Annotated in this window: 17 protein-coding genes; 9 read left to right on the forward strand and 8 right to left on the reverse strand. The window is 72.3% G+C overall.

Translation table 11 applies throughout. The annotated features are described in order from the left end of the window. The first annotated feature begins 134 nt into the window (after positions 1-134). Positions 135-1,220: a WD40/YVTN/BNR-like repeat-containing protein gene (locus ACWEV0_RS21545; RefSeq protein WP_453150980.1), complete on the forward strand. Its 1,086-nt coding sequence runs from the start codon at positions 135-137 to the stop codon at positions 1,218-1,220. Between the two features lie 348 nt (positions 1,221-1,568). Here ACWEV0_RS21545 and ACWEV0_RS21550 read toward each other — a convergent pair whose 3' ends face one another. From ACWEV0_RS21550 to ACWEV0_RS21565, 4 genes are all read right to left on the reverse strand, one after another. Beyond that, positions 1,569-2,174, reverse strand: a complete 606-nt coding sequence (locus ACWEV0_RS21550; RefSeq protein ID WP_453150981.1) for a hypothetical protein — start codon at positions 2,172-2,174, stop codon at positions 1,569-1,571. 4 nt (positions 2,175-2,178) lie between these two features. Next, a complete protein-coding gene (locus tag ACWEV0_RS21555) occupies positions 2,179-2,763 on the reverse strand; it encodes an RNA polymerase sigma factor (RefSeq protein ID WP_453150982.1) in 585 nt (194 codons plus the stop codon). Positions 2,764-2,841: 78 nt separating this feature from the next. Next, complete coding sequence (locus ACWEV0_RS21560; protein ID WP_453150983.1) at positions 2,842-3,315, reverse strand: hypothetical protein; 474 nt, start codon at positions 3,313-3,315, stop codon at positions 2,842-2,844. Between the two features lie 138 nt (positions 3,316-3,453). Beyond that, positions 3,454-3,870, reverse strand: a complete 417-nt coding sequence (locus ACWEV0_RS21565; protein ID WP_453150984.1) for an MmpS family transport accessory protein — start codon at positions 3,868-3,870, stop codon at positions 3,454-3,456. A 445-nt stretch (positions 3,871-4,315) separates the two neighbouring features. Here ACWEV0_RS21565 and ACWEV0_RS21570 point away from each other — a divergent pair, with 445 nt between their 5' ends. The 5 genes from ACWEV0_RS21570 to ACWEV0_RS21590 all read left to right on the forward strand — a co-directional run bounded on the left by ACWEV0_RS21570 (position 4,316) and on the right by ACWEV0_RS21590 (position 16,239). Then, positions 4,316-12,880: a golvesin C-terminal-like domain-containing protein gene (locus ACWEV0_RS21570; RefSeq protein ID WP_453150985.1), complete on the forward strand. Its 8,565-nt coding sequence runs from the start codon at positions 4,316-4,318 to the stop codon at positions 12,878-12,880. Positions 12,881-12,893: 13 nt separating this feature from the next. Beyond that, positions 12,894-13,415 (forward strand): SMI1/KNR4 family protein, encoded by a 522-nt coding sequence (locus tag ACWEV0_RS21575; protein ID WP_453150986.1) that lies wholly within the window; start codon positions 12,894-12,896, stop codon positions 13,413-13,415. A gap of 158 nt (positions 13,416-13,573) precedes the next feature. Then, positions 13,574-14,251, forward strand: coding sequence for a uracil-DNA glycosylase (locus ACWEV0_RS21580; protein ID WP_453150987.1), 678 nt, complete (start codon positions 13,574-13,576; stop codon positions 14,249-14,251). Then, positions 14,248-15,222: an N-acetylglucosamine kinase gene (locus ACWEV0_RS21585; RefSeq protein WP_453150988.1), complete on the forward strand. Its 975-nt coding sequence runs from the start codon at positions 14,248-14,250 to the stop codon at positions 15,220-15,222. Before ACWEV0_RS21580 ends, ACWEV0_RS21585 begins: the two co-directional genes overlap by 4 nt. Positions 15,223-15,321: 99 nt before the next feature. Beyond that, positions 15,322-16,239 carry a sirohydrochlorin chelatase gene (locus ACWEV0_RS21590; RefSeq protein WP_453150989.1) on the forward strand — a complete coding sequence of 306 codons (918 nt, stop codon included), beginning with the start codon at positions 15,322-15,324 and terminating at the stop codon, positions 16,237-16,239. 100 nt (positions 16,240-16,339) lie between these two features. Here ACWEV0_RS21590 and ACWEV0_RS21595 read toward each other — a convergent pair whose 3' ends face one another. Together ACWEV0_RS21595 and ACWEV0_RS21600 are read right to left on the reverse strand one after the other, a co-directional pair. Beyond that, entirely contained in the window at positions 16,340-17,383 is a 1,044-nt protein-coding gene (locus ACWEV0_RS21595; RefSeq protein ID WP_453150991.1) for a lactonase family protein, read from the reverse strand. Positions 17,384-17,469: 86 nt separating this feature from the next. Further along, positions 17,470-18,969, reverse strand: coding sequence for an FUSC family protein (locus ACWEV0_RS21600; RefSeq protein ID WP_453151005.1), 1,500 nt, complete (start codon positions 18,967-18,969; stop codon positions 17,470-17,472). Positions 18,970-19,296: 327 nt separating this feature from the next. On the opposite strand from ACWEV0_RS21600, the gene ACWEV0_RS21605 reads away from it, so the two are divergent. Both ACWEV0_RS21605 and ACWEV0_RS21610 read left to right on the forward strand, forming a co-directional pair. Beyond that, positions 19,297-19,773 carry an Lrp/AsnC family transcriptional regulator gene (locus tag ACWEV0_RS21605; RefSeq protein ID WP_451607363.1) on the forward strand — a complete coding sequence of 159 codons (477 nt, stop codon included), beginning with the start codon at positions 19,297-19,299 and terminating at the stop codon, positions 19,771-19,773. 70 nt (positions 19,774-19,843) lie between these two features. Then, positions 19,844-20,299, forward strand: coding sequence for an SRPBCC family protein (locus ACWEV0_RS21610; protein ID WP_453150992.1), 456 nt, complete (start codon positions 19,844-19,846; stop codon positions 20,297-20,299). Between the two features lie 30 nt (positions 20,300-20,329). Here the strand turns inward: ACWEV0_RS21610 and ACWEV0_RS21615 are convergent, their stop codons facing one another. After that, positions 20,330-22,390, reverse strand: a complete 2,061-nt coding sequence (locus ACWEV0_RS21615; RefSeq protein ID WP_453150993.1) for a SpoIIE family protein phosphatase — start codon at positions 22,388-22,390, stop codon at positions 20,330-20,332. Between the two features lie 123 nt (positions 22,391-22,513). Then, positions 22,514-23,209, reverse strand: a complete 696-nt coding sequence (locus tag ACWEV0_RS21620) for a VC0807 family protein (protein WP_453150994.1) — start codon at positions 23,207-23,209, stop codon at positions 22,514-22,516. 368 nt (positions 23,210-23,577) lie between these two features. Here ACWEV0_RS21620 and ACWEV0_RS21625 point away from each other — a divergent pair, with 368 nt between their 5' ends. Further along, complete coding sequence (locus ACWEV0_RS21625; protein ID WP_453150995.1) at positions 23,578-25,233, forward strand: FAD-dependent monooxygenase; 1,656 nt, start codon at positions 23,578-23,580, stop codon at positions 25,231-25,233. Positions 25,234-25,236 lie beyond the last annotated feature (3 nt).

Below are 25,236 nucleotides of genomic sequence, written 5' to 3' on the forward strand. Positions count from 1 at the left end.
GCTCGGACCGCATCGGCGGCCCGAGCCGGGCAACACGCCCCTGACCTGGGGGTGAGCGGTCTCCGGGGGCCGTTGTCAGTGGTGCGGTGCAGACTTGCCCGTATCCGCGACAACGGCGTCCTGGAGGTGTCGGCATGACCGACGTGCTACTGACCGTAGGGACCCGCAAGGGTCTGTTCATCGGCCGCGGGCGAGACGGCCGATGGGAGTTCGACGAACCGCACTTCAACGCGCAGGCGATCTACTCGATCGGGATCGACACCCGCCGCGCGACGCCCAGAATCCTGGTCGGCGGGGACAGTTCCCACTGGGGCCCCTCCGTCTTCCACTCCGACGACCTCGGCGCGAGCTGGACCGAACCGGCCACGCCCGCCGTCAAGTTCCCGCAGGACACCGGGGCTTCGCTGGAGCGGGTCTGGCAGCTGCACCCGGCGCCCGCGCACTCCCCGGACGTCGTGTACGCGGGGACGGAGCCGGCCGCGCTCTTCAGATCCGCCGACGGTGGCGAGTCCTTCTCTCTCGTGCGCCCGCTCTGGGAGCATCCCACCCGCGACAAGTGGGTGCCGGGCGGAGGCGGCGAGGCGGTGCACACGGTGGTGACGGACGCGCGTGACGCGGACGCGGTGACGGTGGCCGTGTCGACGGCGGGCGTCTTCCGCTCACGGGACGGCGGGGCGAGCTGGGCGCCGTCCAACGACGGGGTGTCGGCGGTGTTCCTGCCGGACCCGCACCCGGAGTTCGGCCAGTGCGTGCACAAGATCGCACAGGACGCGGGCGACCTGGACCGGCTGTATCTGCAGAACCACTGGGGCGTGTTCCGCAGCGACGACGGCGGCGGCCGGTGGACCGACATCGGCGCCGGGCTGCCCTCCGACTTCGGCTTCGCCGTCGCCGCGCATCCGCACCGGCCGGACACCGCCTATGTCTTCCCCATCACCGCCGACTCCGACCGCGTCCCGGCCGGCCGGCGCTGCCGCGTCTACCGGACGACGGACGCCGGGGCGAGCTGGGAGCCGCTGACCAAGGGCCTGCCCGAGGGCGACCACTACGGCACGGTGCTGCGCGACGCCCTGTGCACGGACGACGGCGACCCGGCGGGCGTCTACTTCGGCAACCGGAACGGCGAGTTGTACGGCAGCGCGGACGACGGGGACAGCTGGCAGCTGCTCGCCGACCACCTGCCGGACGTGCTGTGCGTACGGGCGGCGGTGATCGGATGACCAACCACTGACCGGCGACGGGGCGCGGGCCGGGGGCGGGCCCAAAGCCGGAGCGGGGCCGGGGGCCGGAGCCGGGCGGGGTCGGGCGGGTCGGGCCCAAGGCCGCCGCCGGGCCGGAGCGGCGCCAGGCCAAAGGCCGGAGCCGGGCCCAAGGCCGAATGGGGGTCGGCGGCGGGCGGGAGCCGGGACGGACCGGAGCTGGGCCGGATCCAAGACCGGAGCCGGGCCGGGCCCGAGATCAGGCCGGGGCGCGGGCCAGGTGAGGGCCCGGAGCCGGGCCCCAGGGCGGGCGGGAGCCGGTGCGGACCGGAGCCGGGCCCCAGGGCGGGCCTTTTCGCGGGCGTCGGGTCAGTCGGTCCGGTGGGCCGGCGGATGCGGGCTCAGCGGACGCGCTTCGTCTCCGTTGCCGTTCTCGTCCGGGTCCGCCTTGCCGTTCTTCGGCCAGCCGTTCTTCGCTCCTCGGGAGGTGCCGGGCTTGGGCCGGTCGGAGGGCCGCCCGCGGACCTGGTCGCGCGTGTTCCCGTCGCGCTCCGCACGGTGGGCGTCCGGGTCGGGCAGGCTCGGCTCGGGCGGGGCCGGGCGGGGCGGCCGCGAGGTGGGGCGCTCGGGGGTGCGCCGCGGCGCGGAGCTGCCGGGTTCGGGGTCCGGGGTCGGGGCCGGACCGTCGCCGAGACGGCCGGGCAGGTCTCCGGAGGCGAGGGCGACGCCGCCCAGGGCCAGGCTCGCGAGCAGTCCGGCCAGGAGCGTGCGCAGGGAGCGGCGGCGAGGGCGGCGGCCCGTGGCGGGGGTCCAGTCGTCGCGTCGGCGGGTGAGCGCGCCGGCCAGCATGCCCGCGTCACGGGTGGCACGGAAGGCGGCGAGGGCGGCGGGGTCGACCTCGGGGTTCACGCCGCCCTCGGTCAGCGCGGTGCGCAGTGCGTCCTCCAGGGCGCCGTGTTCGTCGCCGTGCGGCATTGCGTCACCTCCCCTTTCCCCTGATTTCTCGTGCGAGTCGCTTAAGTCCCCTGTGTGCGGCGGACCGTACCGCACCGGGACGTTTGCCCAACACTCGGGCGGCGGTCGGCCCGTCGAGGCCGACGACGACGCGGAGCAGCACGGCCTCGGCCTGGTCCCTCGGCAGGCCCTTGACCAGCGCGAGCGCCTGCTCGGTGGACAGGGCCTCCAGCGCCTCGCCGGCGGTGTCGGCGGCAGCGGGCAGGTCGAGGAGGTCCGGCTCGACCTGGGCGGGGCGGGGACGGGAGCGCTCGCGGCGCAGGTGGTCGAGGGCCCGGTGGCGGGCGATGGTCGCGGTCCAGCCGCGGAATCCGGGGCCGTCGCCGCGGAACCGGCCGAGGTCGCGGGCGATCTCCAGCCACGCCTCGGCGGCCACGTCCTCGGCGTCCGCGCCGACGAGTCCGCGTACGTAGCCGAGCAGGCCGGGGTAGACCGTGCGGTATGCCTCGGCGAAGGCGTCCTCGTCGCCGCGCTGCGCCCGTTCGACGGCCGCGCCGAGCCGTGCGTCGTGAAGCGCCGCGGACGCACGACTGCCGGCCCCCTCGCTCACACGTCCCTCTTCACAGCCGGTCCCGTCAGGAAACTCCGGCCGCGCCCGTGAGCCGGAAGGCTCCATCCTGTCAGACCGTCAGCACCGGCCCGCGGTCCGCCCGTCCGAGGGGCAGCCCCGGTGACGCGGCCGCGGCGGGCGGCGTCCGTGCAGGGTGAGGTAGTAGGTCCGGAGGGACTCCTGAGGGCCGATCTCGAAGCGGTTCACGGTCCGGCCGAGGGGGTTCCAGAGCCGGCCGTCGGGCATCCGTACGGCGACGGGGTGCTCGAAGGCGCTGCGGACGGGGTGGTCCGCCGGCAGGTCCACCCATAAGGCACCGGCCTGGCGCACCAGCACCTCCCCGACGTATGCGCCCAGATCGAGCAAGGGTCCGGCCACGTCGCGGCGTTGGGCCGTGCCTCTTCTGAGGCCGTCGATGAGCCGGTCGACGACGGCCAGGCTGGCCACGCTGTAGTCCAGCGGCAGGCGCGCCCGCGCGGTGACGCGGGCGACGAACTCGGAGGCGTACCGCTCCATCTCGGCCGCCCGCGGTGCATGTTCTTCGCGATCCATCCCTGATCACCCCTGCCCCTCGACGCGTCGCGGCGGGATCGGGTGGACCCGCCGGATGATCAAGCGGATCCCGCGCCGGGAACATCACGGGGCGGCAAGGTGACGCTGGTCACAAGCGACTTGACAAGGCGTCAGGTGTCACCGGGCGTCAGTGCCCGCGGTGGCGTCGGAGCTCGGGCCGGCGCAGGTGCCGCGCCCGAAGACGCCTTCCGCGGTTGAGCTCTGGACGTGGCGTCCGGCCACGGTGAGGCCGCAGCTCGCCCGGCCGCCCTTCGCGCCGAGCGTGACGCTGACCGCCGGGGTCGCGCCCTGGGGCAGTCGCACGGTCTTGCGCCACGGCAGGACGGCATTCCTGACGGTGCCCTCGGCGTCACCGGCCTCCCGGTAGGAGATGTCGGCCGTGCCCTCGCCGAGGACCTCGTACGCCACCTCGGTCGTGCGCGCCCCGGACCGGTCACCGGCCCCCGGCCGGTCAGTCCCGGCGGGACCGCCGGAGCCGGTGACGACGTACGCGAGGAGCGCGCCGGACACCAGCAGCAGGATCCCGGCGCCCATGGCCGTGAATCGACGGCCGCGACGGTGCGGCTCCGGTGCGGTTTCGGGGTCTCCGGGTCCTTCCGGACCGACCCGGTCTTCCGTGGCTGACATGACTTCTGCTCTTTCGATCGGCGGAAACTGCGGGAACGCGCGAGCACGGAAATGCGGAAATTCCGCTGCGTTATACACCACGGAGATCCCCGAAATCCAGGGAGCGGAACAATCAGGCATATCCTCCTCCCACACTCCCGCCATCTGCCGACACCCCATCAAATGACCGTTTTCTGAAAGTGTTTGACTCTGCGTCGGCCGCTTGATTAGAAACCCTCCGCCCGCTCCCATGGACGGGTGGGCATTCTCGGCCGATGGAAGGATTGGCGTGAAAGTGAGATTCGGGCGGGCCATAGCCTGTCTCGTGGTTTCCGCGGTGACATCCACGATGCTGCCGCAATCCGCATACGCGGTGGCGACGAACACCGCAGGGGTTTCCGGGGACGACGGCGGGGGCATCGTCGATTCCCTCAAGGGCTGGTTCTCGGACGACGATCCGGGCGAAAGCGTTCCGCAACAGCCCTCGACGGGCGGCACGCCGGTGCTGCCCAGCCGGGAGAAGCTGCCCCGGGGCAAGGCCGCGCCGAAGCCGCGGCGGGTCGCGGAGCTGACCGGGCGGCGCACCGCGACCGCCCGTTACTGGCAGCTGTCCGACGGCCGGGTGCAGGCGGAGGTGTCGGCGGTCCCGACCGGCTACCGGGCGGGCTCGTCCTGGAAGGACATCGACCCGACGGTCACCGCCGGGCGGACGGCGGACTACCCGTTCGCCAACACCACCAACGCCGCGAGCACGTGGTTCGGCGCGGACGCGAGCCGGCTGCTGCGCTTCCGGGCAGCCGACGGGCACGCCGTGACCCTGGGCCTGAAGGGCGCCGGCCGGCTCACTCCGGTCGCCAAGGGCGACACGGTGACCTACCGCGACGCGGTGGCCGGCGCCGACCTCGTGTACCGGGTCGGCCCGGGCCGGGTGAAGGAGAACATCGTCCTCGGCAGCCGGCCCGCCGGCCCGGTGACGTTCACGTTCACGCTGGACACCAGCGGCCTGACGCCGAGGGCGGCGAAGGACGGCTCGATCGGCCTGTACGGCGAGGGCGCGGCTCCCGTCCTGGTGATTCCGGCCGCGTTCATGACGGACGCCGGGAAGGACGCCCGCTCGCCGTACGGCACCGGCCACAGCAGCGCCGTCACGCAGCGGCTCAGCCGCGCGGGCAAGGGCTGGCAGCTCACCGTCACGCCCGACGCGAGGTGGCTCGCCGCGCCGGAGCGCCGCTATCCGGTGACCATCGACCCGACGATCTCCATCGCGCCGACGCCCAGCACCGCGCAGGACGTGATGATCTCGTCGGACGGCCCGACGACCAACTACGACGACAACTGGCGTCTCTCGGTCGGCAACACCTCCACCGGCGCCTCGCGCGCGCTGCTGAGGTTCCCGGTCGGCAGCATCCCGGCCGGCACCAAGCTGGACTCGGCCGACCTCAGGCTGTACTTCGACCAGTACCACACCACGGGCGACACCGAGGTGCAGCTGGAGGCGCACCGCGCGACCGACGCGTGGAGCGAGTCCACGGCCACCTGGAACAACGCCAACGCGATCACGGGTGAGCTGTCGGGTACGGCGGTCGTCGTCGACGACGGCGACAGCGGCCGTACCGCCGCCGTCGGCGCGTGGCCCGCGTCGGGGAACACGGCGTACACGCAGTACGCGGTGAACCAGGACTACCTGTACAACAAGGACTCGGTCGCGGGTGACACGTACACCTGGCAGCCGAGCCTCCCCGAGGACGGCACCTACCAGGTCGAGACGCACTACGTCCCGGCCGCCGACCGTGCGACGAACGCCCCGTACACCGTCACCTTCGACGGCGGCACGAAGACCTACACGGTCAACCAGCAGGCCGGTACGGCCGGTGTCTGGAAGACGCTGGGCTCGCACCCGTTCAAGGCCGGCACGCTCGGCAAGATCGTCCTCGGTGACGGTCCGGTCTCGACCGCGACCTCGGTGATCGCGGACGCGGTGCGGTTCACCAAGGGCGGTGTGGTCACCAAGCAGCCCGGTGAGCTGAACACCTGGCACAGCTTCCCCGTCACCAGGACGGTCCAGCAGTGGATCGACGGCACCTACGTCAACAACGGCTTCGTCATCAAGGCCGGTGACGAGTCCGCGAACGGACCGAAGGGCGGTCCGCGCTACGAGGGCAGCGAGTTCGGGTACGGCGGCGAGGCCGCCAACTACCCGCGGCTCGTGCTGACCTTCGGCCGGCAGGGCGTGGACCTCGCGGCCCCGTCCGTCATCCACGACACGGGCGCGGAGCTGAACTGGTCGGCGTACCAGGACAAGGACCCGATCGGCACCGGCGACGACATCGTCGAGTACCAGGTCCACCGCTCGGTCAGCCAGACCTTCACCCCGTCCGCCGCCACGCTCGTCGCGCCCGTCGCGAAGACCGTGACCTCGTTCACCGACACCACCGCGGTGCCGACGAAGGCGGACGACCCCGACCCGTACGGCCGCGCCTACTACTACATGGTCGCGGTCAAGACGAAGGACGGGCAGGTCGTCGCGGCGCCCACCCAGCTCGTCCGGCTGCCGAAGGCCGGCCGGACGACGAAGGTGCTCGACGCCACGCAGGACACCACGCTGTCCTCGGCCCGCCCGACCCTCACCCACGACACGATCGACGACGGCGGCCCGAAGAACTGGCTGAGCGTCGGCAACAACTCCGCCACCTACGGCGACACCCGTGCCGTGCTCAAGTTCCCGGCCCTCGGCATCCCGGCCACGGCCCGGGTGCTCGACGCCAAGGTGCGCCTGTGGAGCACCCAGACGGTGCAGGACGCCGCCGGCGCGGTGTACGAGATCCGTCCGCTGACCCGCGACTTCGACGAGTCCGCCGCCACCTGGCAGAAGGCGGACGCCGCCACCTCCTGGACCACCCAGGGCGGCGACTTCGGCGCCGCGGCCGGTGACACCGGTGCGATGACCAACGACCCGGCCCGGCACGACTGGAGCGTCGTCTCGATGGCCCAGTCGTGGGTGACCACCCCCGCCTCCCAGCAGGGCGTGGTCATCAAGATGGCCGACGAGGCCGCGTCGCAGGAGCGCACCCTGTTCCTGTCGTCCGAGGGCACCGAGCAGCGGCTGCGCCCGCGGCTGGTGGTCACGTACGTCGACTCGACCACCGAGTCGACGTACTACGCGCCGCAGACGCCCGCGCGGATGACGCCGAACACCGACTACACGGTCGACTTCAACCTGACCAACACCACCGCGGCGAACTGGCCGGCGGCCGACCACGTCCTCAGCTACCGGTGGACGCTGCCGGACGGCACCGACGTCACCAACGGCGGAAACCAGCTCCAGACCGCCCTGCCCGCCGACGTCGCCCCCGGCGGCTCGGTGAACCTGCAGGCGGTGGTGCGCACGCCCATCAACTCCGACAACGGCAACAAGCGCACGGACTACGTGCTGACCTGGGACGTCCTGGACAAGACGGCGGGCACCTGGACCTCGGGCACCGCCGGCATCCCCGGTCTGGCGCAGAACGTGGCGGTGGAGGACCCGACCTCCAACCAGCTGGGCATGGAGAAGTTCTACGCCTACACGGGCAAGAACACCGGCGCCGGCTCGACCGTCATGAACAACCTGTCGTCCGGCAACAGCGTCTGGCAGTACAACGCCTTCACCAACCCCGGCCGCGGTGTCACCACCTTCGCCCGGTTCGCGTACAACAGCCTGGACACCTCGGACACGGTCTCCGGTCCCGGCTGGTCCTTCCAGGCCGCCGGCCCGATCCGGCTCGGCGCGCCGCTGGAGTTCCACCCCAAGCCGAGCCCGACCGAGATCCGGCTCCCGGACGGCGACGGGACCACGCACGTCTTCCGCAAGCAGCCGGACGGCTCCTGGAAGGCCCCGGCGGGCGTCCACTACAAGCTGACGGCGAAGCCCGGCCTGGACTGCACCCCGCTGAAGGACCCGGTCCCCGACGCCTGGACGCTGGCCCGTCCGGACGGCTCCCGGTTCCTGTTCGGCTGTGACGGGTATCTGACGTCGCTGGTCGAGAAGAACGGCAACACGCAGACCTACACGTACGAGGAACGCAAGTCCAACAACAAGCCGACCAAGTTCCTCTCGTACATCACCGACCCGGTCGGCCGGCAGACGCTGACGGCCGAGTACTACTCGAAGGCCGACAGCTCCAACCCGAAGATCATCGACCACATCAAGTCGATGACCGACATCTCCGGTCGCAAGGTCACCTTCGAGTACTCCGACAAGGGCCTGCTCACCAAGCTGACCGACGGCGCCGGCTCCACCCAGCCGAAGGTCTTCGGCTTCGAGTACGACGCCACCCAGGGCAACAAGAACGTCAAGCTCGTCAAGGCCACCGACCCGCGCGGCAACGCCACCACCATGGCGTACTACGCCCCGCAGAACGGTGACGACCCGAAGTACCACTGGTGGACCAAGACGATCACCGACCGTCTCCAGGGCACCACGGGCTTCACCTACGCGGTGGACGCCGCCAACGCCAAGTTCACCGACTCCAGGGTCACCGACGCCGAGTCGCACTCCACCAGCTACGTCACCGACGACTTCGGCCGCGCCGTCCAGACGACGAACGCCAAGTCGCAGACGATGAAGCTGTCGTGGGACGCGGACAACAACGTCACGTACATGGAGGAGAACAACGGCGCCAAGACCGCGTACTGCTACGACCAGAAGACGGGCTACCCGCTCTGGAAGCGCGACGCGGAGAACAACAAGGCGGGCGTGCCGCCGGCTTCGGACTGCGCTCCGGGCACCTACCCGGCGAACTCCACGCAGTACGTGTACCAGACCCGCGCCGACGGCTACGCGGCCGACCTCTTCACCAAGACCTCGCCCGAGGGCCGGAAGTGGCAGTTCGGCTACGACACCTTCGGCAACCTGAAGACGGTCACCGACCCGAAGGGCGTCGCCACCGCGACGGCGGGCGACTACACCACGACGTACGAGTACGACGCCTACGGCCAGCTGACCAAGGCGACCGACGCCAACGGCAACGCCGACACCAACAGCGACTTCGGTCCCGCCGGCTTCCCGCGGACGATGACCGACGCGCTGAACAACACCTCGACCTTCGTCTACGACGAGCGCGGCAAGGTCACCGAGGTCACCGACCCGCTGGGCAAGAAGACCACGCAGACGTACGACACCTTCGGACGTCCGCTGGTCAAGACCCAGCCCAAGGACCAGGCCACCGGTGACCTGATCACCGCCCCGGCCCCCGTGTACGACGCCAACGACAACGTCACCACGTCGACGGCGCCCAACGGCGCGGTGTCCACCGCGGTGTACGACGCGGCCGACCAGATGACCTCGGCGACCGCGCCGAAGTACACGTCGACCTCGGACGAGCGCAGGACGACGTACACCTACGACAAGGTCGGCGACCTCCTCACGACGACCGAGCCGAAGGGCACACTGACCACCTCGGACGCGACGGACTTCGTCACGACCAACTACTACAACGAGATCTACCAGCTCACCTCCGTCGTCAACGCCGAGGGTGACAAGGTCAGTTACGAGTACGACGACGCCGGCAACACCACCAAGGTCGTCGACCCGAAGAAGAACGCCACGGCCGACCCGGCCGACTACACCACCCTGACCGCCTACGACCTGGACCACCGGGCCACCGCGGTCACGGACGCCGCCGGCAAGACCACCAGGAAGTCCTACGACAAGGACAACCTGGTCGTCTCCACGACGGACGCCGAGAACAACACCACGCTCATCAGCTACGACGAGCGGGGCAAGCGGACCGAGGTCAAGGTCCCGCACAGCGGCACCTCGCCGATCACCTACCGCGCGACCCGGTACGAGTACGACCAGGTCGGCAACACCACCAAGGTGATCACCCCGCGAGCGGTCGACGCGGGGACGACCACGGCCTTCACCGCCCGCACCGAGTACGACGCGCTGAACCGGCCCAAGCGCCAGTACCAGCCGTACGACCCGGCGGACGGCGTCCACAACAACCCCAACGTCTACACGGAGACCGTGTACGACGCCGCGGGCCGGGTGGCGAAGACCTCGATGCCGCCGTCGGCGGGCCAGACGGTCCGCAACGACACCACCTTCAGCTACTACGACAACGGCTGGACGAAGAGCACCACGGATCCGTGGGACATCACGACCAGCTACGACTACGACCGGCTCGGCAAGCAGACGGCCCGGACCCTGACCTCGGCGGGCGGCTCCTCCAACCGCACGATGACCTGGTCGTACTACCCGGACGGCAAGGTCAGGTCCCGTTCCGACGACGGCGTCCCGGTGGGCAGGTCGGTGGTCCTGGTGGACAACTCCGACACCCAGCACACCTCCGCCACGGGCACCTGGGCCACCGGGAACCTCAGCGGGCAGCAGGGCTACGACCACCGCACCCACGCGGCCGGTACGGGCACGGACGCCTTCACGTGGGGGCTCGACATCCCCAAGGACGGCACGTACACCGCGTACGTGAAGTACCCGAAGGTGACCGGGGCCGCCACCACCGCGAAGTACACCCTCGTCCACGGCACGACCACCGAACCGGCGGTCACCAAGGACCAGAACGCGGCCACCGGCACCTGGGTCGGCCTCGGCAGCTACTCCCTCAAGCAGGGCGAGAGCACCACGCTGAAGCTGGACCAGAACAGCGCCGGCGTCGTGGTCGCGGACGCGGTCAAGCTGGTCCGTGACAACTCCGCGGAGACCGACACCGAGAAGCGGACGTTCAGCTACGGCTACGACGTCAACGGCAACCTGATCTCGATCGGCGACACGTCCTCCGGGGCGAAGATCGACGCCTACGCCGTCACGTACACCGGCCTCGACCAGGTCCAGAAGGTGACCGAGTCGCTGGCCGGCGTGGAGAAGAAGGCGACGTCGTACACGTACGACGCCAACGGGCAGTCGGAGACCGTCAGTCACCCCGACCAGTACTCCAAGTACACCTACGACCTGCGGGAGAAGGTCAAGACGGTGTCCGTCGGCACGTCCGCGACCGACGCCTCCCCCAAGGTCACCTCGTACACGTACACGGACCGCGCCCAGAAGCTGAGGGAGACCAAGGCCAACGGCAACACCGTCGACTACACCTACTTCCTCGACGGCGCGGTGAAGTCGACGACGGAGAAGAAGGCCGACGGCACCACGCTGGTCGCCTCCCACACCTACGCGTACGACTCCAACGGCAACAAGTCGCAGGACGTCGCGAAGAAGATGAACGCCGACAACCGTTCGGCGTACCTCGACTCCACGACCGACCTCACCTACGACCCGGCCGACCGGCTCGTCAAGTCGGTCAAGACTGGCAACGGCGCCGGTACGGAGACGTACGAGCACGACGACAACGCCAACGTCATCAGCCAGAGCATCAAGGGAACGAGCACCGCGTTCCGCTACGACCGCAACCGGCTGCTGACCTCGACGACCTCGGGCGTCGAGGCCGACTACAGCTACGACCCGTTCGGCCGCCAGCAGTCGGTGATCTCCGGCGGCAAGGTGATCGAGCGGAGCGTGTACGACGGCTTCGACCACGTCGTGGAGTCCCAGAAGGCGGACGCCACCGGCGCGCTGAAGTCGACGACGTACACCTTCGACCCGCTGGACCGCACCGCGTCGAAGACGGCGGACGGCAAGACCACCGACTTCGAGTACCTGGGCCTGTCGAGCGAGGTCCTCGACGAGAAGGTGGCCGGCGCGCTGACCAAGTCGTTCCAGTACAGCCCGTGGGGCGAGCGCCTGTCGCAGACCAAGCGCAACACCGACGGCACGTCCGAGGACGGCTACTACGGCTACAACAGCCACACCGACGTCGAGACCCTGACCGACAAGAACGGTGACACCAAGGCCACTTACGGCTACACCGCCTACGGCAACAACGACGCCACCGAGTTCACCGGCATCGACAAGCCCGACGCGGCCGACCCCACCAAGGAGCAGTACAACCCCTACCGCTTCAACGCCAAGCGCTGGGACGCCCAGTCCGGCACGTACGACATGGGCTTCCGCGACTACAACCCGGGGCTCAACCGCTTCACCACCCGGGACATGTACAACGGCGCCCTCGCCGACATGAGCCTCGGCGCGGACCCGTACACCAGCAACCGCTACGCCTTCACCGGCGGCAACCCGACGAGTTTCGTCGAGTTCGACGGCCACTTCCTCTTCGCGATCCCGCTCGTCTACTGGGCGGCCGCGGCGGCACTGGGCACGGCGCTGTACGCGTCGACGCCGCAGGGCCAGAAGAACCTGGCGGACGCCGGGGCGGCCGTGGGCAGCATGCTGATGCCGTCCCCGGACACCAGCGGTGACAGCGACTCGGACGACGAACCGCGTCCGGGTCCCACCCCCTCGCCGTCGCCGGGCCCGCAGCCCAGGCCCATGCCGCGGCAGACCGACACCAACAACCCGCGCTGCGACACGACGCCTCTGATCGACGGAGGTCGGATCTACGGCGGGCTGGAGGAGTACACGGACCACGCGGGGAACAAGGGCTGCCGGGCGACCGGCGCCTATGCCTTCCTCAACAAGAACGACCGCAGGTCGCGGACCGGAGCGGGCGGTTATCCCGTGTGCCCCGAATGCGAACCGTCCGTCCAGCCGGAGGGAATGGGAGAAATCGCGGCAGGAGGCGGAAACCCGCAGGCGGGCCACCTGATAGGTTACTGGGGCGGCGGCACCGGCCAGGATGTCCGCAACCTGGTCGCTCTGCACGGCAGGGCGAATGCCCGAATGGCCAGCAAGGTCGAGTCCTATGGATGGAAGGCCCTGAACGGCGACAACCAGCTGTTCATGTCGGTCGTGCCCATCTACGGCGACCCCCATTCGGCCGTTCCGACGACCGTTCAGGTCGGAATGACCGTGTACAGCCCGCAGGGGAACATCGTGGACAGCTACTCGTGCACCGCGATCAACTCCCCGACCGGAATCGGCTCGACGTGCTAGAAGGGGTCTAGTGGTGGCAACACTGGCGGAGATTCAAGCCCTGTTGGGCGAACCCCGGTTCAACTGGTCGGACCCGGCGCCGTGGATCGCGCTCGAGCAGGAACTCGGCGTCGAACTCCCCGCGGACTTCCGCGAGATCGTGGACGCCTACGGTTCGGTCTCGATCAACGGACAGCTGTACCTGAAGCACCCCGCCGGCCATCTTCTGCACAGCCTGGTGAAGGACATCAGGATGGACCTCGAGTTCTGGCGCGAGGAGGACATGGCCGAGTTCCTGCCCAGCCGGGCGGGGGCGGGCCCCGGGGAAGTGCTGCCGGTGGCGACGGCGACGACGGGCGAGGCGGTCTTCCTCCGCGTCCCCGACGACTCCTCGTCGCCCTGGCGCGTGGTGGTCCAGGAAATGGACAGTCCGGCGTGGACCCTCTACGAGATGACGTTCAGCGAGTGGTTGCTGGCCTATCTCAAGGGGAGGGACGTGACGTTGTGCGTCCGCGACCGGGCGCCTGAGGGACCGTTCTACGAGTTCCTGCCCTGACGGTCCCCGAACGCGTTCCCGAACGCGTTCCCTGACCGAGCATGACCGCGGTGGTCCCTCCCGTCCTGGTGACGGGAGGGGCCACCGTGTCGCATGCGGCCACGGCGGGCGCCCCGGCGGCGCGCGGCGTTGTCGGAGTGCGCCAGTAGAGTGACGGCGTGGCAGCACGACCGTTGAACGAAATCGTCGAGGCCGGGTGGGCGCACGCGCTCGCGCCGGTGGCCGAACGCGTCGCCTCGATGGGCGACTTCCTCCGGCAGGAGATCGCCGCCGGGCGGACCTACCTTCCGTCGGGGGCGAACGTCCTGAGGGCGTTCCAGCAGCCCTTCGACGAGGTGCGGGTCCTCATCGTCGGCCAGGACCCCTATCCCACGCCCGGGCACGCCGTGGGCCTGAGCTTCTCGGTGGCGCCGGACGTGCACCCGCTGCCGCCGAGCCTGGAGAACATCTACCGGGAAATGCACGCCGATCTGGGCCTGCCCCGGCCCTCGAACGGCGATCTGACGCCGTGGACCCGGCAGGGCGTCCTGCTGCTCAACAGGGCCCTCACCACGGCCCCGCGGCGGCCGGGAGCGCACCGGGACAAGGGCTGGGAGGCGGTCACCGAGCAGGCGATCCGGGCGCTCGCCGCGCGCGGGAAGCCTCTCGTCTCGATCCTCTGGGGGCGGGACGCCCGCAACCTGCGGCCGCTGCTCGGCAGTCTGCCGGCGATCGAGTCCTCGCATCCCTCGCCGATGTCGGCGGACCGCGGCTTCTTCGGCTCCCGGCCGTTCAGCCGCACCAACGAGCTGCTTCTCCGCCAGGGCGCCGAGCCCGTGGACTGGCAGCTGCCGTGACGCTTGTCGTCGGCGTCGACTCCGGGGGCTCGGGACTGCGGATCGCCCTCGCGCGGGCCGCTGACCGGTTGGTCCTGGAGACGGTGGCGTCGCGGGAGCCGGTGCGGACCGGGCCGGGCGGGATCGACGCCGGGCAGCTGCTCGGCCGACTGCTCCCCGCCGTCGAGGCGATGCGTGAGCGGGCGGCCGAACGGGCCGGTGGCGAGCCGGTGGTGGCCGTCGCCGTCGGGGCGGCCGGGATGGCGACGCTCGGCGACCGTCTGCGGGACGAGCTGCCGGAAGCGCTCGAACGGGCCTGGGGCGTACGGCGGCTCGCGCTCGCGGCCGATGCCGTCACCGCGTACGCCGGGGCGCTCGGGCAGCGTCCGGGAGCGGTCGTGGCGGGTGGCACCGGTCTGATCGCGCTCGGCACCGATCTGGCCGGCTGGCGGCGGGCCGACGGCTGGGGTCATCTGCTCGGCGACTGCGGCAGCGGGGCCTGGATCGGCCGGGCCGGACTCGAGGCGGCGATGCGGGCGTACGACGGCCGGCGCGGCGGTTCGGCCGCGCTGCTCGCGCGCGCCGAGCTGCGCTTCGGGCCGGCGGCCGGACTGCCGGGCGAGCTGTATCCGCGGACGGACCGGCCGGCCGTGCTCGCCTCGTTCGCGCCGGAGGTGGCGGAGTGCGCCGTCGCCGGCGACCCGGTGGCGTCGGACGTCCTGGCGCGCGCCGCGACGCACATCGCGGAGGCCGCGGCGGCCGTCTGTCCCGTGGGCACGGACGGTGAAGTGGCCCTGACGGGCGGGCTGTTCAGGCTGGGCGAGCCCTTGCTGGGGCCGCTGCGCGCGGAGCTCCGGACGCTGCTGCCGGGGGCTCGCGAGGTGGTCGCCGCGGGCGATCCGCTGGCGGGGGCGGTGACGATCGCGGGTGCGCTCGCGGAGGGCACGCTCCGCCTGCCGGAGGACCCTCGACTACTGCAACTCACCAGGTAAACGGCGGTTCCAGGCCAGTTTCGGACATACGGGGGCAGAATTCGCCGGGCCGCACCTCAGCGAACGGAGCGGCGGACAAAACCAGTAGCATGCGGCGGCATGAGCTCCCCCACTGGGCCCAACCCCGGCCTGCCTGTACGAATGCCGCGACCCCGCCAGTCCGGGCGACACCGTCGCCCTGAACCCGTGGCGGCGCCCGAGGGCGCTCCCGCGCTGGTTCTCGCTGTACCCGGTGTGCCGTCGGCCGCCATACGCTCGCTGGCCGACGAGGTCGTGAGCATCGCCCGCTCGGAGCTGCCCGGCCTGGAGGCCGCGATCGGCTACCTCGACGGCGACGACGACGAGTACCCCACCCTCTCCACCGTGCTGACGCGGGCCACGGCCCTGCGCACCGAGCGGTACGAGATCGCCGTGGCCGCCGGCCGCGAGGTCGCCGCCCCCGAGGGCCCGGCGGCCGTCGTGGTCCCGCTGCTCGCGGGCCCCGACAGCGCGCTGATGCGGCAGGTCCGGCAGGCCGTCCTCGACGCCGGCAACAACGCCGAGCTGACCGATGTGCTCGGCCCGCACCCGCTGCTCGCCGAGGCGCTGCACGTGCGGCTCTCCGAGGCCGGTCTGGCCCGCGCCGACCGCGCCCGCCTGTTCACGGTCGCCACGGCGGCCGACGGCATCATCCTGGCCACGGTCGGCGGCGAGGAGGCCGTGCAGGCCGCCGGTATCACCGGCATGCTGCTCGCGGCGCGGCTCGCGGTGCCGGTGATGGCGGCGGCGCTCGACCAGGAGGGTTCGATCGCCTCGATCGCCGAGCAGCTGCGCGCCGCCGGTGCGGAGCAGCTCGCGCTCGCCCCGTACCTGATCGGCCCGGAGCTGGCCGAGGGCCTGCTCGACGTGGCGGCCAAGGAGGCGGGCTGCGCGTCCGCCGAGGCGCTGGGCGCGTACCCGGCGATCGGCCGCCTGGTGCTCTCGCAGTACATGGCGACGCTCGGCATCAACCCGCAGCAGGGGGCGTCGGCTCACTGACGCGGGCGCGCACGCGCACGCACCCGCGCACGTACGACCGTGACGGGAAGGGCCCGCACCGGAGGCTTCCGGTGCGGGCCCTTCCCGTGTCCGACCGCCCCTAACCGAGGACGACGCAGGACGCCGCCGGGGCCGGGATCGAGCCGGCGGGCGCGGGGATGCCGGTCTCCGGGTCGACGGTGAACCAGGTGACGTCGCCGGAGCGCTGGTTGGCCGCGTAGAGGTGGCGGCCGGAAGGGCCGAGCGTCAGGTCGCGCGGCCAGCGTCCGCCGCAGGGCGCGGAGGCGACGAGCCGGGCCTCCTCGCCGCCCGCGTCGAGGGCGAGCACGGCGAGGGTGTCGCCGCCGCGCACGGCGGCCCACAGGAAGCGCCCGTCGGGGGCGACGACGACCTCGGAGGGGTACTGGGGGCCGGTGGCGCCCGCTGGGACGACCGGGGTCTCGGCGAGCGGCGTGAGGACGCCGTCCTCGGCGTCCCAGCGGCACACGGTGAGGGTGGGCTCCAGCTCGTTCAGGACGTAGGCGTGTCCGCCGTCCGGGTGAAAGGCGAGGTGGCGGGGGCCGGTGCCGGCGCGCAGGGCGGTGGCGCGGTGCGGGCGGAGGACGCCCGTGGCGGGGTCGAGGACGCCGACCGTGATCGTGTCGGTGCCGAGGTCCACGTCGAGCACCCAGCGACCGCTCGGGTCCGGCAGGACCTGGTGGGCGTGCGGGCCCTCCTGCCGGTCGGCGACCGGCCCCGAGCCCTCGTGCCGCACCTGGCCGGTCACCGGGCCGAGGCCGCCGTCGGCGGTGCGGGCCAGGGCGGTCACGCTGCCGGAGGTGTAGTTGGCGGTGAGGAGGCAGCGGCCGGCGACCGCGAGGTGCGTGGGCCCGGCGGCCTCGACGGACACGGGGGCCCCGAGCGGCCGCGGCGCCGGGCCGCTGACGTCGAAGGCGGCCGCGGCGCCCTCGTCGGTCTCCGAGACCGCGTAGAGCACGTCTCCGTCCAGTGCGAGGAAGGACGGGTCGGCGACGGCGTCGCTCGCCCCGGTCACGGTCAGCGCGCCGCTCTCCGGGTCCACGTCGGCGGCGATCACTCCGCGCCCGCCCTCCGACGTGAACGACCCGATGTACGCCCGCACCCGCCCCGCCTGTGTGTCGCCCACTGCGCCTCTCCCCTGCTCCCGTGTCCGACGGTGACCGGGCCGACGTTAGCAGCCGGTCTAGACCAAGCGGGGTCAGGCGGCCGGAGTCACGCGGCCGGGATCAGCGGCTCGCTCGGGGCCGTGCGCAGCGGGGTCGCGAGGTCGACCAGGGCGCGTTCCAGGCTGTGGAGGTGGGCGAGGGCGGCCTCGGCGCCCGGGTGGTGGGGCCGGAGGTCGAACAGGGTGGTCGCGGTGCGGGGCGGGACCGCGGCCGGGACCAGGGCGTGCACGGCGGACTCGACGCGCCAGGCGGCCGCCGCGAGGCGGGCGTCGTGGGAGGCGTCCGGGTCGGCGGCGACGGCGGCCAGGCCGCGGGTCTCGCGGGCGCAGTCGTCGAGCAGGGCGAGGACGCGGCGGGCGCGGGCCTTGCGGGCGCGCAGCGGGCTCAGCGGGTGGACCAGCGGGGCGAGGGTGACCCGGGCGCGGGCGAGGAGCAGGTCGAGCTCGGCGGCGTGCGGGGCCGGGTCGGCGTGCGGGTCGCCGGCGAGGCGGCGGGCCGCGGCGGTGGTGCAGGCGTGGACGCAGGCCACGGCTCGCTGGATCCAGGCGTTGGTGGCCGCGTGCGTGGTCACCGGAAGCAGGGCGACACCCACGGCGGCGCCGAGCGCGCCGACCGCGGTCTCCTCGAAGCGGAGCAGCAGCAGGCCGGGGTGCAGGACGCCGAGGAGCCCGTAGAGCAGTCCCGCCATGACGGTGACGAAGAACATCATCCAGCTGTACGAGAGCGGCGCGGTGTAGAAGATGCCGAAGACGCAGACGGCGACGAGCGCGGCCGTCGGCGCGGGCGCGCCGCCCAGCGGCAGGGCGATGAGCAGTCCGGCGGCGATGCCGGTGACGGTGCCGACGACCCGGCGGAAGCCGCGGACCAGGGTCTCGCCCCGCGAGGCGGTGTTCACGAAGATCCACCAGGCGGTGCCGACGGCCCAGTACCAGCGCTGCTCGGAGAGCAGCTGGCCGGCCCCGAGGGCCACCGCGCAGGCGGCGGTCGCCTGGAACGCCTGCCGGGTGGTGACCCGGGCGAGTCCCGTGCCGGGCAGCGGCGCGGGCGCGGCGGGCGGCGGCACGCGCCGTTCGATGCACCAGAAGACGAAGCGGACGGCGCCGGCGGCGCCGAGCGCGAGCAGCACGGCCCCGAACAGCTCCGGCAGCTGCGCGGGCAGCGCGTGCAGGAACTGGGTCACGAAGAACTGCATGAACGCGAAGATGCCGAGCGCGTGCCCGCGAGGCCCCCAGCGCCGGGCGTACACCCCGGCGAAGACGACGAGCAGCCACGCGCCGTCGCGCAGCAGCGGAGCGTCGTGCAGGGCGGTCGCGAGGGCGAGCACGGGGAAGCCGGCGAGCGGCAGCAGGGCGGTGGTGACGGCCTGGCGGCGCACGGTGGGGTCGCCGACGGTGAAGAGGGCGAGCAGCGCGGCGAGGCCCGCGGTGATGGAGGCGACGATCGAGAGCCCGACCAGTTCGGAGACGGTCACGGCGAGCGCGATGCCGACCACCGCGCGGCCGGCCACCCGCAGCCGGACCCGGCCCGGGTCGGGCGCCACGCACATGTGCCGCAGCATCCTGCCGCCGGCCGTCAGGCCCTTCGCCACCAGTTCCTTCGCCACCAGACCCTTCAGGCCCTTCTTCATGACGGTCGTCCCGCCCCCGCTGCCGTACACACACCCTCTTCGCACATGACCAGATGACGACATGACGATGGCGCCGCGGGGCCGGGTGCCGGCGGCGTCGCCGGTCCGGCGCGTGCGCGGCGCCATGTGTCCAATCCGATAAGAGGAAAGCACCCTTCCGCCCAGTGGCTCAACCGACGCCGTGAACAGTGGACCATTGGTACTGTCGAAGTTGGTGGAGTACGGCCAGAAGGAGGCCAACGGACCATGGCGGTGGACGAGCTCGACACCCGCATCCTGCGGCTCCTCATCGAGCAGCCGCGCACCAGCGTGCGCGAGTACGCCCGGATCCTCGGGGTGGCCCGGGGCACCGTGCAGGCCCGGATCGACCGGCTGGAGCGGGACGGGGTGATCACCGCCACGGGCCCGGTGCTCTCCCCCGCGGCCCTCGGCCACCCGGTGCTGGCCTTCGTGCACATCGAGGTGACACAGGGGCATCTGGACGAGGTGGGGGACGCGCTCGCGACCGTGCCGGAGATCGTGGAGGCCTTCTCCATCACGGGCGGCGGCGATCTGCTGACCCGGGTGGTGGCCCGGGACGCCGGGCATCTGGAGGACGTCATCCAGCGGCTGATCCAGCTGCCCGGGGTGGTCCGCACCCGCACCGAGATCGCGCTGCGCGAGCGGGTCGCCCACCGGCTGCTCCCGCTCGTCGAGTCCATCTCCCGGCAGCACCTCCCGTAGCGGCTGCCGCACCCCGTACCACCGTGGGACGATGGGATGAGATCCCCCCTCCCGCAAGCAAGGAGGCGACATGTCCAGGATCAACGCCTCCGTCGACATCTCGCGCCGCCCCGAGGACGTCTACGCGTACATGACCGACCCCCAGCACCTGCCGGAGTGGCAGGACAGCGCGGTCAGGGTGCAGCAGAAGCGCGGCGACCCCGGCACGGTCGGATCGCAGGTCACCGTCACCCGTCGGATGGGCAAGAAGCACTACGACATGACCATGCAGGTCATGGAGCTGGACCCGCCGCGCAGCTGGCACGTGCACGGCACGGACGGGCCGGTGCGTGGTGACGTCCAGGGCACGATCGAGCCGCTCGACAACGGTGCGCGCTCGCGCGTGACGCTCTCTCTGGACTTCGAGGGCCATGGCATCGGCAAGGTAATGGCGCCCCTCGTCGTGAAGCCGGCCGCCCGCAAGGAGATGCCGCGCGACGAACAGCACCTGAAGTCGATTCTGGAGACCGGCACCACCGCCCACTGATCCCTCACCGGCCCGTCGTACGGCGAGCCCTCACCGGCCGGTCGTACGGGCGAGCAGCATCGCGACGTCGTCCTGTGCCGGGCCCGCGGGGAGCCCGGCCAGGAGGTCGTCGCACAGCTCGTCGAGCGGTCGGCCCATGTCCCGCAGCGCCCGCGCGACCCGGGCCATGCCCTGGTCGATGTCGCGGTCACGCGACTCGATGAGGCCGTCGGTGTAGAGGACGAGCAGCCCGCCGGCGGGCAGCGCCACCTCCTCGGTGCCGAACTCGTGCGCGCCGGTGCCCAGTGGGGTGCCGGGCGGGCCGTCGAGGAAGGTGACGGTGCCGTCCGGGGTGACCACGGCGGGCGGCGGGTGGCCGGCCCGGGCGATGGTCCAGCCGTTGTCCGCCGGGTCGTACACGGCGTACACGCAGGTGGCCATCTCGTCCTCGCCGAGGTCGGCGACGACGGCGTCGAGCGAGCGCAGCATGTGGGCGGGCGGGATGTCGTGCCGGGCGAGGGTGCGCACGGCGGTGCGCAGCTGTCCCATGACGGCCGCCGCGTGGATGCCGTGGCCCATGACGTCGCCGATGACCAGGCCGGTGCGGCCGCCGGGCAGGGCGACCACGTCGAACCAGTCGCCGCCGACGTCGTGGGAGCTGGCGGGCAGGTAGCGGCCGGTGAGTTCCAGGCCGCTGACGTCGGGCAGGGCGTTGTTGGTGAGGCTGCGCTGGAGGGTGAGGGCGGCCTGCCGCTGGGTGGTGTAGAGGCGGGCGTTGTCGATGTTGAGGGCGGCACGGGCCACGACCTCGTCGAGGAGCACCCGTTCCTCGTCGTCGAAGGGTTCGCGGGTACGGAGCCGGGTCACCGAGACCGTGCCGAGCACCTTGCCGCGGGCGACCAGGGGGATGAGCCGGGCGGCGCCGATGCGGGTGGCGAGGTAGCGGCGGAGGGCTTCGAGGCGCGGGTCGCGGATGAGCGCGGGGATGTCGCCGACGCGCAGGTCCATGGCGCGGGCGTGGTTGATGGCGTCCTCGTACACGGAGTCGTAGGGGATCTGGAACTGCTGGCCGACGGCGAGGAGTGCGGTGGGGGCGCCGGGGTCGGGGAAGCCGGCGGCGAGGCGGCGCAGGACGTTGCGGTTGGCGGCGGTGGACTCGTCGGGGTCCAGGACGGCTTCGAGGAGGTGCACGTCGGCGGAGTCGGCGAGCTGCGGCACCAGGAAGGCGACCACCTCCTCGGCGGTCTGCTGCAGGTCGAGGGTGGTGCCGATGCGCTCGCCGGCCTCGGCGAGCAGGGCGAAGCGATGCCGGGCCCGTTCGACCTCGATGTGGGCCTGCTGGCTCTCGGTGATGTCGATGAGGGAGGCGATGATGCCGAGCGGGCGGCCGCCGTGGTCGAGGAGCGGTGCGTAGGAGTTGGACCAGATGTGGTCGTGGGCGGGGTCGGCGGGGGTGCGGCCGGCCCGGCGGGCGTCGACGACGGCGGTGCCGGTGTCGAGGACGCGCTGCATGAGGGCTTCGAGGGCGCCGGCGTTGACGCCGGGGACGACCTCGGTGAGGCGGTGGCCGACGTGGTTGGCGGCCGGGACGCCGTTCATCCGGGCGAGGGCGTCGTTGACGCGCACGAAGCGCAGGTCGGGGCCGAGGGTGGCGAGGCCGATGGGCGACTGGGTGAAGAGGGATTCGAGGGCGGCCAGGGAGTCGCGCATCTTGAGGACCTGGGAGGTCTCGAAGGCGATCAGCATGGCGCCGGGGCGGCCCTCCGGGTCCGCGGCGGGCACGATCCACATCTCCATGACGACCTGGTGGCCGTCGCGGTGCCGGACCGGCAGGGTGCCGACGACGGTCTCGCCGGCCTGGACCCGTTCGGTCAGCCGGCCGGCGAGCTCGATGTTGGCGACGGGGACGAGGAGCGGGGTCGCGGAGCGGCCCAGGACGTCCTCGGGGCGGTAGCCGAGCAGGTCCTGGGCGGCCAGGGACCACTCCACGATCCGCCCGTCGGCGTCCTCGCGCCACAGGGCGACGGGCAGCAGGTCGTTGAGCACGCCCGCGTACCCGACGGCCGCCCGGGGCGGCCGCGGAACCCTGCTCGGCGACTGGTGAGTGTCCAATGCATCGACCTACGCATCGGCCGGGCCCCGTGGGGCGTCATCCCGCGATTCCTACCGAATCACCCTATCCGAGACATAAGGGGCGAGCGCTGCCCAGTTGCGCCTACCGGGCAGCGCCCGGGGTCAGCGGGCGGCCGCGGCCTCCGCAGCGGCCCGCCGGGCCTCGCCCTCGGCGCGGGAGCGCTGCCCCGTCCGGATGGTCCAGAGGATGAGCAGACCGAGGGTGCCGTAGGTCAGGATCGGGTTGATGACGACCATGGCGTCGACGGAGAGCGCGTAGGACAGGGCGATGCGCACGGTGGCCTCGACGAGGTAGGCGACGCCCCACACGACGGTCATGCGGCGCTGGACCGCCCGGAAGCCCTCGTACTGCCACAGGCCGTTCCACCAGGCGGCGCTCTCGGGCGTGCCGTCGGTGGCGAAGCGGCGGCCGAAGTAGAACATCAGCGGCCGGGGGGCCAGGAGCGTGGCGAGGCAGAGGACGCCGAAGAGCCCGGTGACGGCGGAGTCCTTGACGATCAGGGCGCGCGCGGAATGGGTGCCGACGAGCGAGACGACGGCCGTCAGGACGAGGAAGAAGATGGTGACGACGGCGAACTCGTCCAGCTTGCGGCGCCACACCAGGTGGATGACGGTGTCGAGAACCGGCCAGGCGCCGCTGGCGAGCAGCGCCGAGAAGTCGCTCCAGCCACGGTCGGTGAGCGCTCCGTAGGTGAGGATCGGCGCCACGATGTTCAGGCCGATCGTGAGTATCCATCCGACGGCGGCTGCTGCGCCGGAGCGGGCCGGAGCATCCGGGCGCGCCAGTGGTACGGACATGGTTCCCCCAGGGTCAGTGCAGATCAGTGCGGTATCGGCAACGTAGGGCCGGGACTTCGGACGTCACAAGGTGCGTCCGCACAAAATGATCTTCAAGCGGTCCGGACGAGTCCACTCCGGATGCTTCGCGCTCTTCCGGCCACTTCCGGCGACTTCCCGCCTCTTCCGACTACTCCCGCCCTTCTGCGCATCTCGTCACCCAAACCGAAGAACCGATGCACAGGGAGTCATATCGGCAGGTCGAATGCTTCTCGCGCCGGGCCGTACGCCCTGGTGGGCGGTGATCATCCGCACGCACCCTGAGGAACATGCCGGAGCGGCTGGTTCCGGCGGACGGTACGGATGCGACACGGGTGGGGAGTGGGCCGATGCCGGGTGTGGACGTGTGCGTGGTCGGGGCGGGACCGGTCGGGCTGACACTGGCGATCGGCCTGCGCGTGCTGGGCCTGGAGGTCCGGGTCGTCGACCGTGCCCCGGCCGCCAAGCGCGAGGCCCGCGCCCTCGTCGTGTGGCCGCGCGCGGCCGAGGCGCTCGACGCCCTCGGCGTCGCCGGGACACTCAGACGCCACGGCGTGGAGCTGGGCGAGGTGACGATCCACGGCGGCGGCCGGGCGCTCGGCCGGCTGGCCACCGGCTGGCACCGCTCGGCGCACAGCCGGCCGCTCAACATCGAACAGCACGACATCGAGCGGCTGCTCAGCGCGGAGCTCGCCAAGCTCGGCACCGAGGTCGAGTGGGACACCGAGGTCACCGACGTCAAGGTGCACGACGACCGCGCCGAGTACACCGTCACCCGGCCCGACGGCTCGGCCGAGTCCGCCACCGCCGCCTGGATCGTCGGCTGCGAGGGCACCACGAGCGTCGTCCGCGACCGGCTCGGCATCCCCTTCCAGGGGCGCCGGCGCGCCGGCCTCCAGGTCGTCCAGGGCAACGCCCACGCCGACTGGCCCTACGGCTACCACCCCGGCCACGGCCACATCTTCCTCGCCCCGCACCGCTCGCTGCTCGTCTTCCCGCTGCCCGGCGGCGGCTTCCGCTTCTTCTGCTTCCGCGACGACCCCGACCCGACCCTGACCACACCCCCGACCCTCGACGAGCTGCGCGACCTGGTCGCCGGGACCGCGCGGCTGCCGCACCTGCGCCTCGCCCCCACCGAGCCGGTCTGGCTCAACCGGGCCCGGTTCAGCGACCGGGTCGCCGCCCGGCTGCGCTGCGGCCGCGGACTGCTCGCGGGCGACGCGGCCCACGCCTGGGCGCCGGTCGGCGGCCACGGCATGAACGTCGGCATGCTCGGGGCGCACAACCTGGCCTGGAAGCTGGCCGCAGTGCACCGCGGCGAGGCCGACGAGCGGCTCCTCGACACCTACGACACCGAGCAGCGCGCCCTCGCGCAGCGCTACATCCGCGAGATGCGCCTCAACTTCATGGAGCTGCCGCTGCCGCCGCTCGGCTACCACGCCTTCACCGCCGCCGTGCCCCTCGCGCTCTCCCTGAAGCGCTTCCAGCGGCGCCTGGACTGGCAGTTGAGCGACCTCGGCCGCAACCACCGGCACAGCGCCCTGTCCTGGCGCCGCTCCCCCGCCGGCCGCGCGGGCGACGGCCGCCGCGGCCCCCGGGCCGGCGACCGGATGCCCGACGCCACGGTGACGTCCGGCGACCCGGCCACCGGACCCGTACGCCTGCACGAGCTGCTCCGGTACGACGCCTGGACGCTGGTCGTGGACGCCGCGCGGGCCACCGACGGAGCCGTACGCCGGGCCCTGGAGCAGCGGTGTACGGACGGGCCCGTGCCGATCCGGCTGCTGCCGGTCACCCCGGCGTACGCGAGCGAGGCACGGCTGCTCGGCCGGCCCGGTGAGCTGCGGCTGGTCCGGCCGGACGGGTACGTGGGCCTGGTCGCGCCCGTCGACCGGCCCGAGTCCCTCGACGCGTACCTCGCCGCGCTCGCCCCGCAGGCCCCGCGCACCCCGCGCGCACCACAGGCCCCCTCGTCCCCTTCAGCCACCGCACAGCGACGGGAGTGAGAG

Source organism: Streptomyces sp. NPDC003943, from assembly GCF_053605265.1.

Excerpts from the sequence above, each read along its gene's own strand:
- ACWEV0_RS21590 (WP_453150989.1), top strand. The coding sequence starts at position 15,322 with ATGAGCTCCCCCACTGGGCCCAACCCCGGCCTGCCTGTACGAATGCCG.
- ACWEV0_RS21620 (WP_453150994.1), bottom strand. The coding sequence starts at position 23,209 with ATGTCCGTACCACTGGCGCGCCCGGATGCTCCGGCCCGCTCCGGCGCA.
- ACWEV0_RS21560 (WP_453150983.1), bottom strand. The coding sequence starts at position 3,315 with ATGGATCGCGAAGAACATGCACCGCGGGCGGCCGAGATGGAGCGGTAC.
- ACWEV0_RS21605 (WP_451607363.1), top strand. The coding sequence starts at position 19,297 with ATGGCGGTGGACGAGCTCGACACCCGCATCCTGCGGCTCCTCATCGAG.
- ACWEV0_RS21625 (WP_453150995.1), top strand. The coding sequence starts at position 23,578 with ATGCCGGGTGTGGACGTGTGCGTGGTCGGGGCGGGACCGGTCGGGCTG.
- ACWEV0_RS21550 (WP_453150981.1), bottom strand. The coding sequence starts at position 2,174 with ATGCCGCACGGCGACGAACACGGCGCCCTGGAGGACGCACTGCGCACC.
- ACWEV0_RS21600 (WP_453151005.1), bottom strand. The coding sequence starts at position 18,969 with ATGTGCGTGGCGCCCGACCCGGGCCGGGTCCGGCTGCGGGTGGCCGGC.
- ACWEV0_RS21610 (WP_453150992.1), top strand. The coding sequence starts at position 19,844 with ATGTCCAGGATCAACGCCTCCGTCGACATCTCGCGCCGCCCCGAGGAC.
- ACWEV0_RS21565 (WP_453150984.1), bottom strand. The coding sequence starts at position 3,870 with ATGGGCGCCGGGATCCTGCTGCTGGTGTCCGGCGCGCTCCTCGCGTAC.
- ACWEV0_RS21545 (WP_453150980.1), top strand. The coding sequence starts at position 135 with ATGACCGACGTGCTACTGACCGTAGGGACCCGCAAGGGTCTGTTCATC.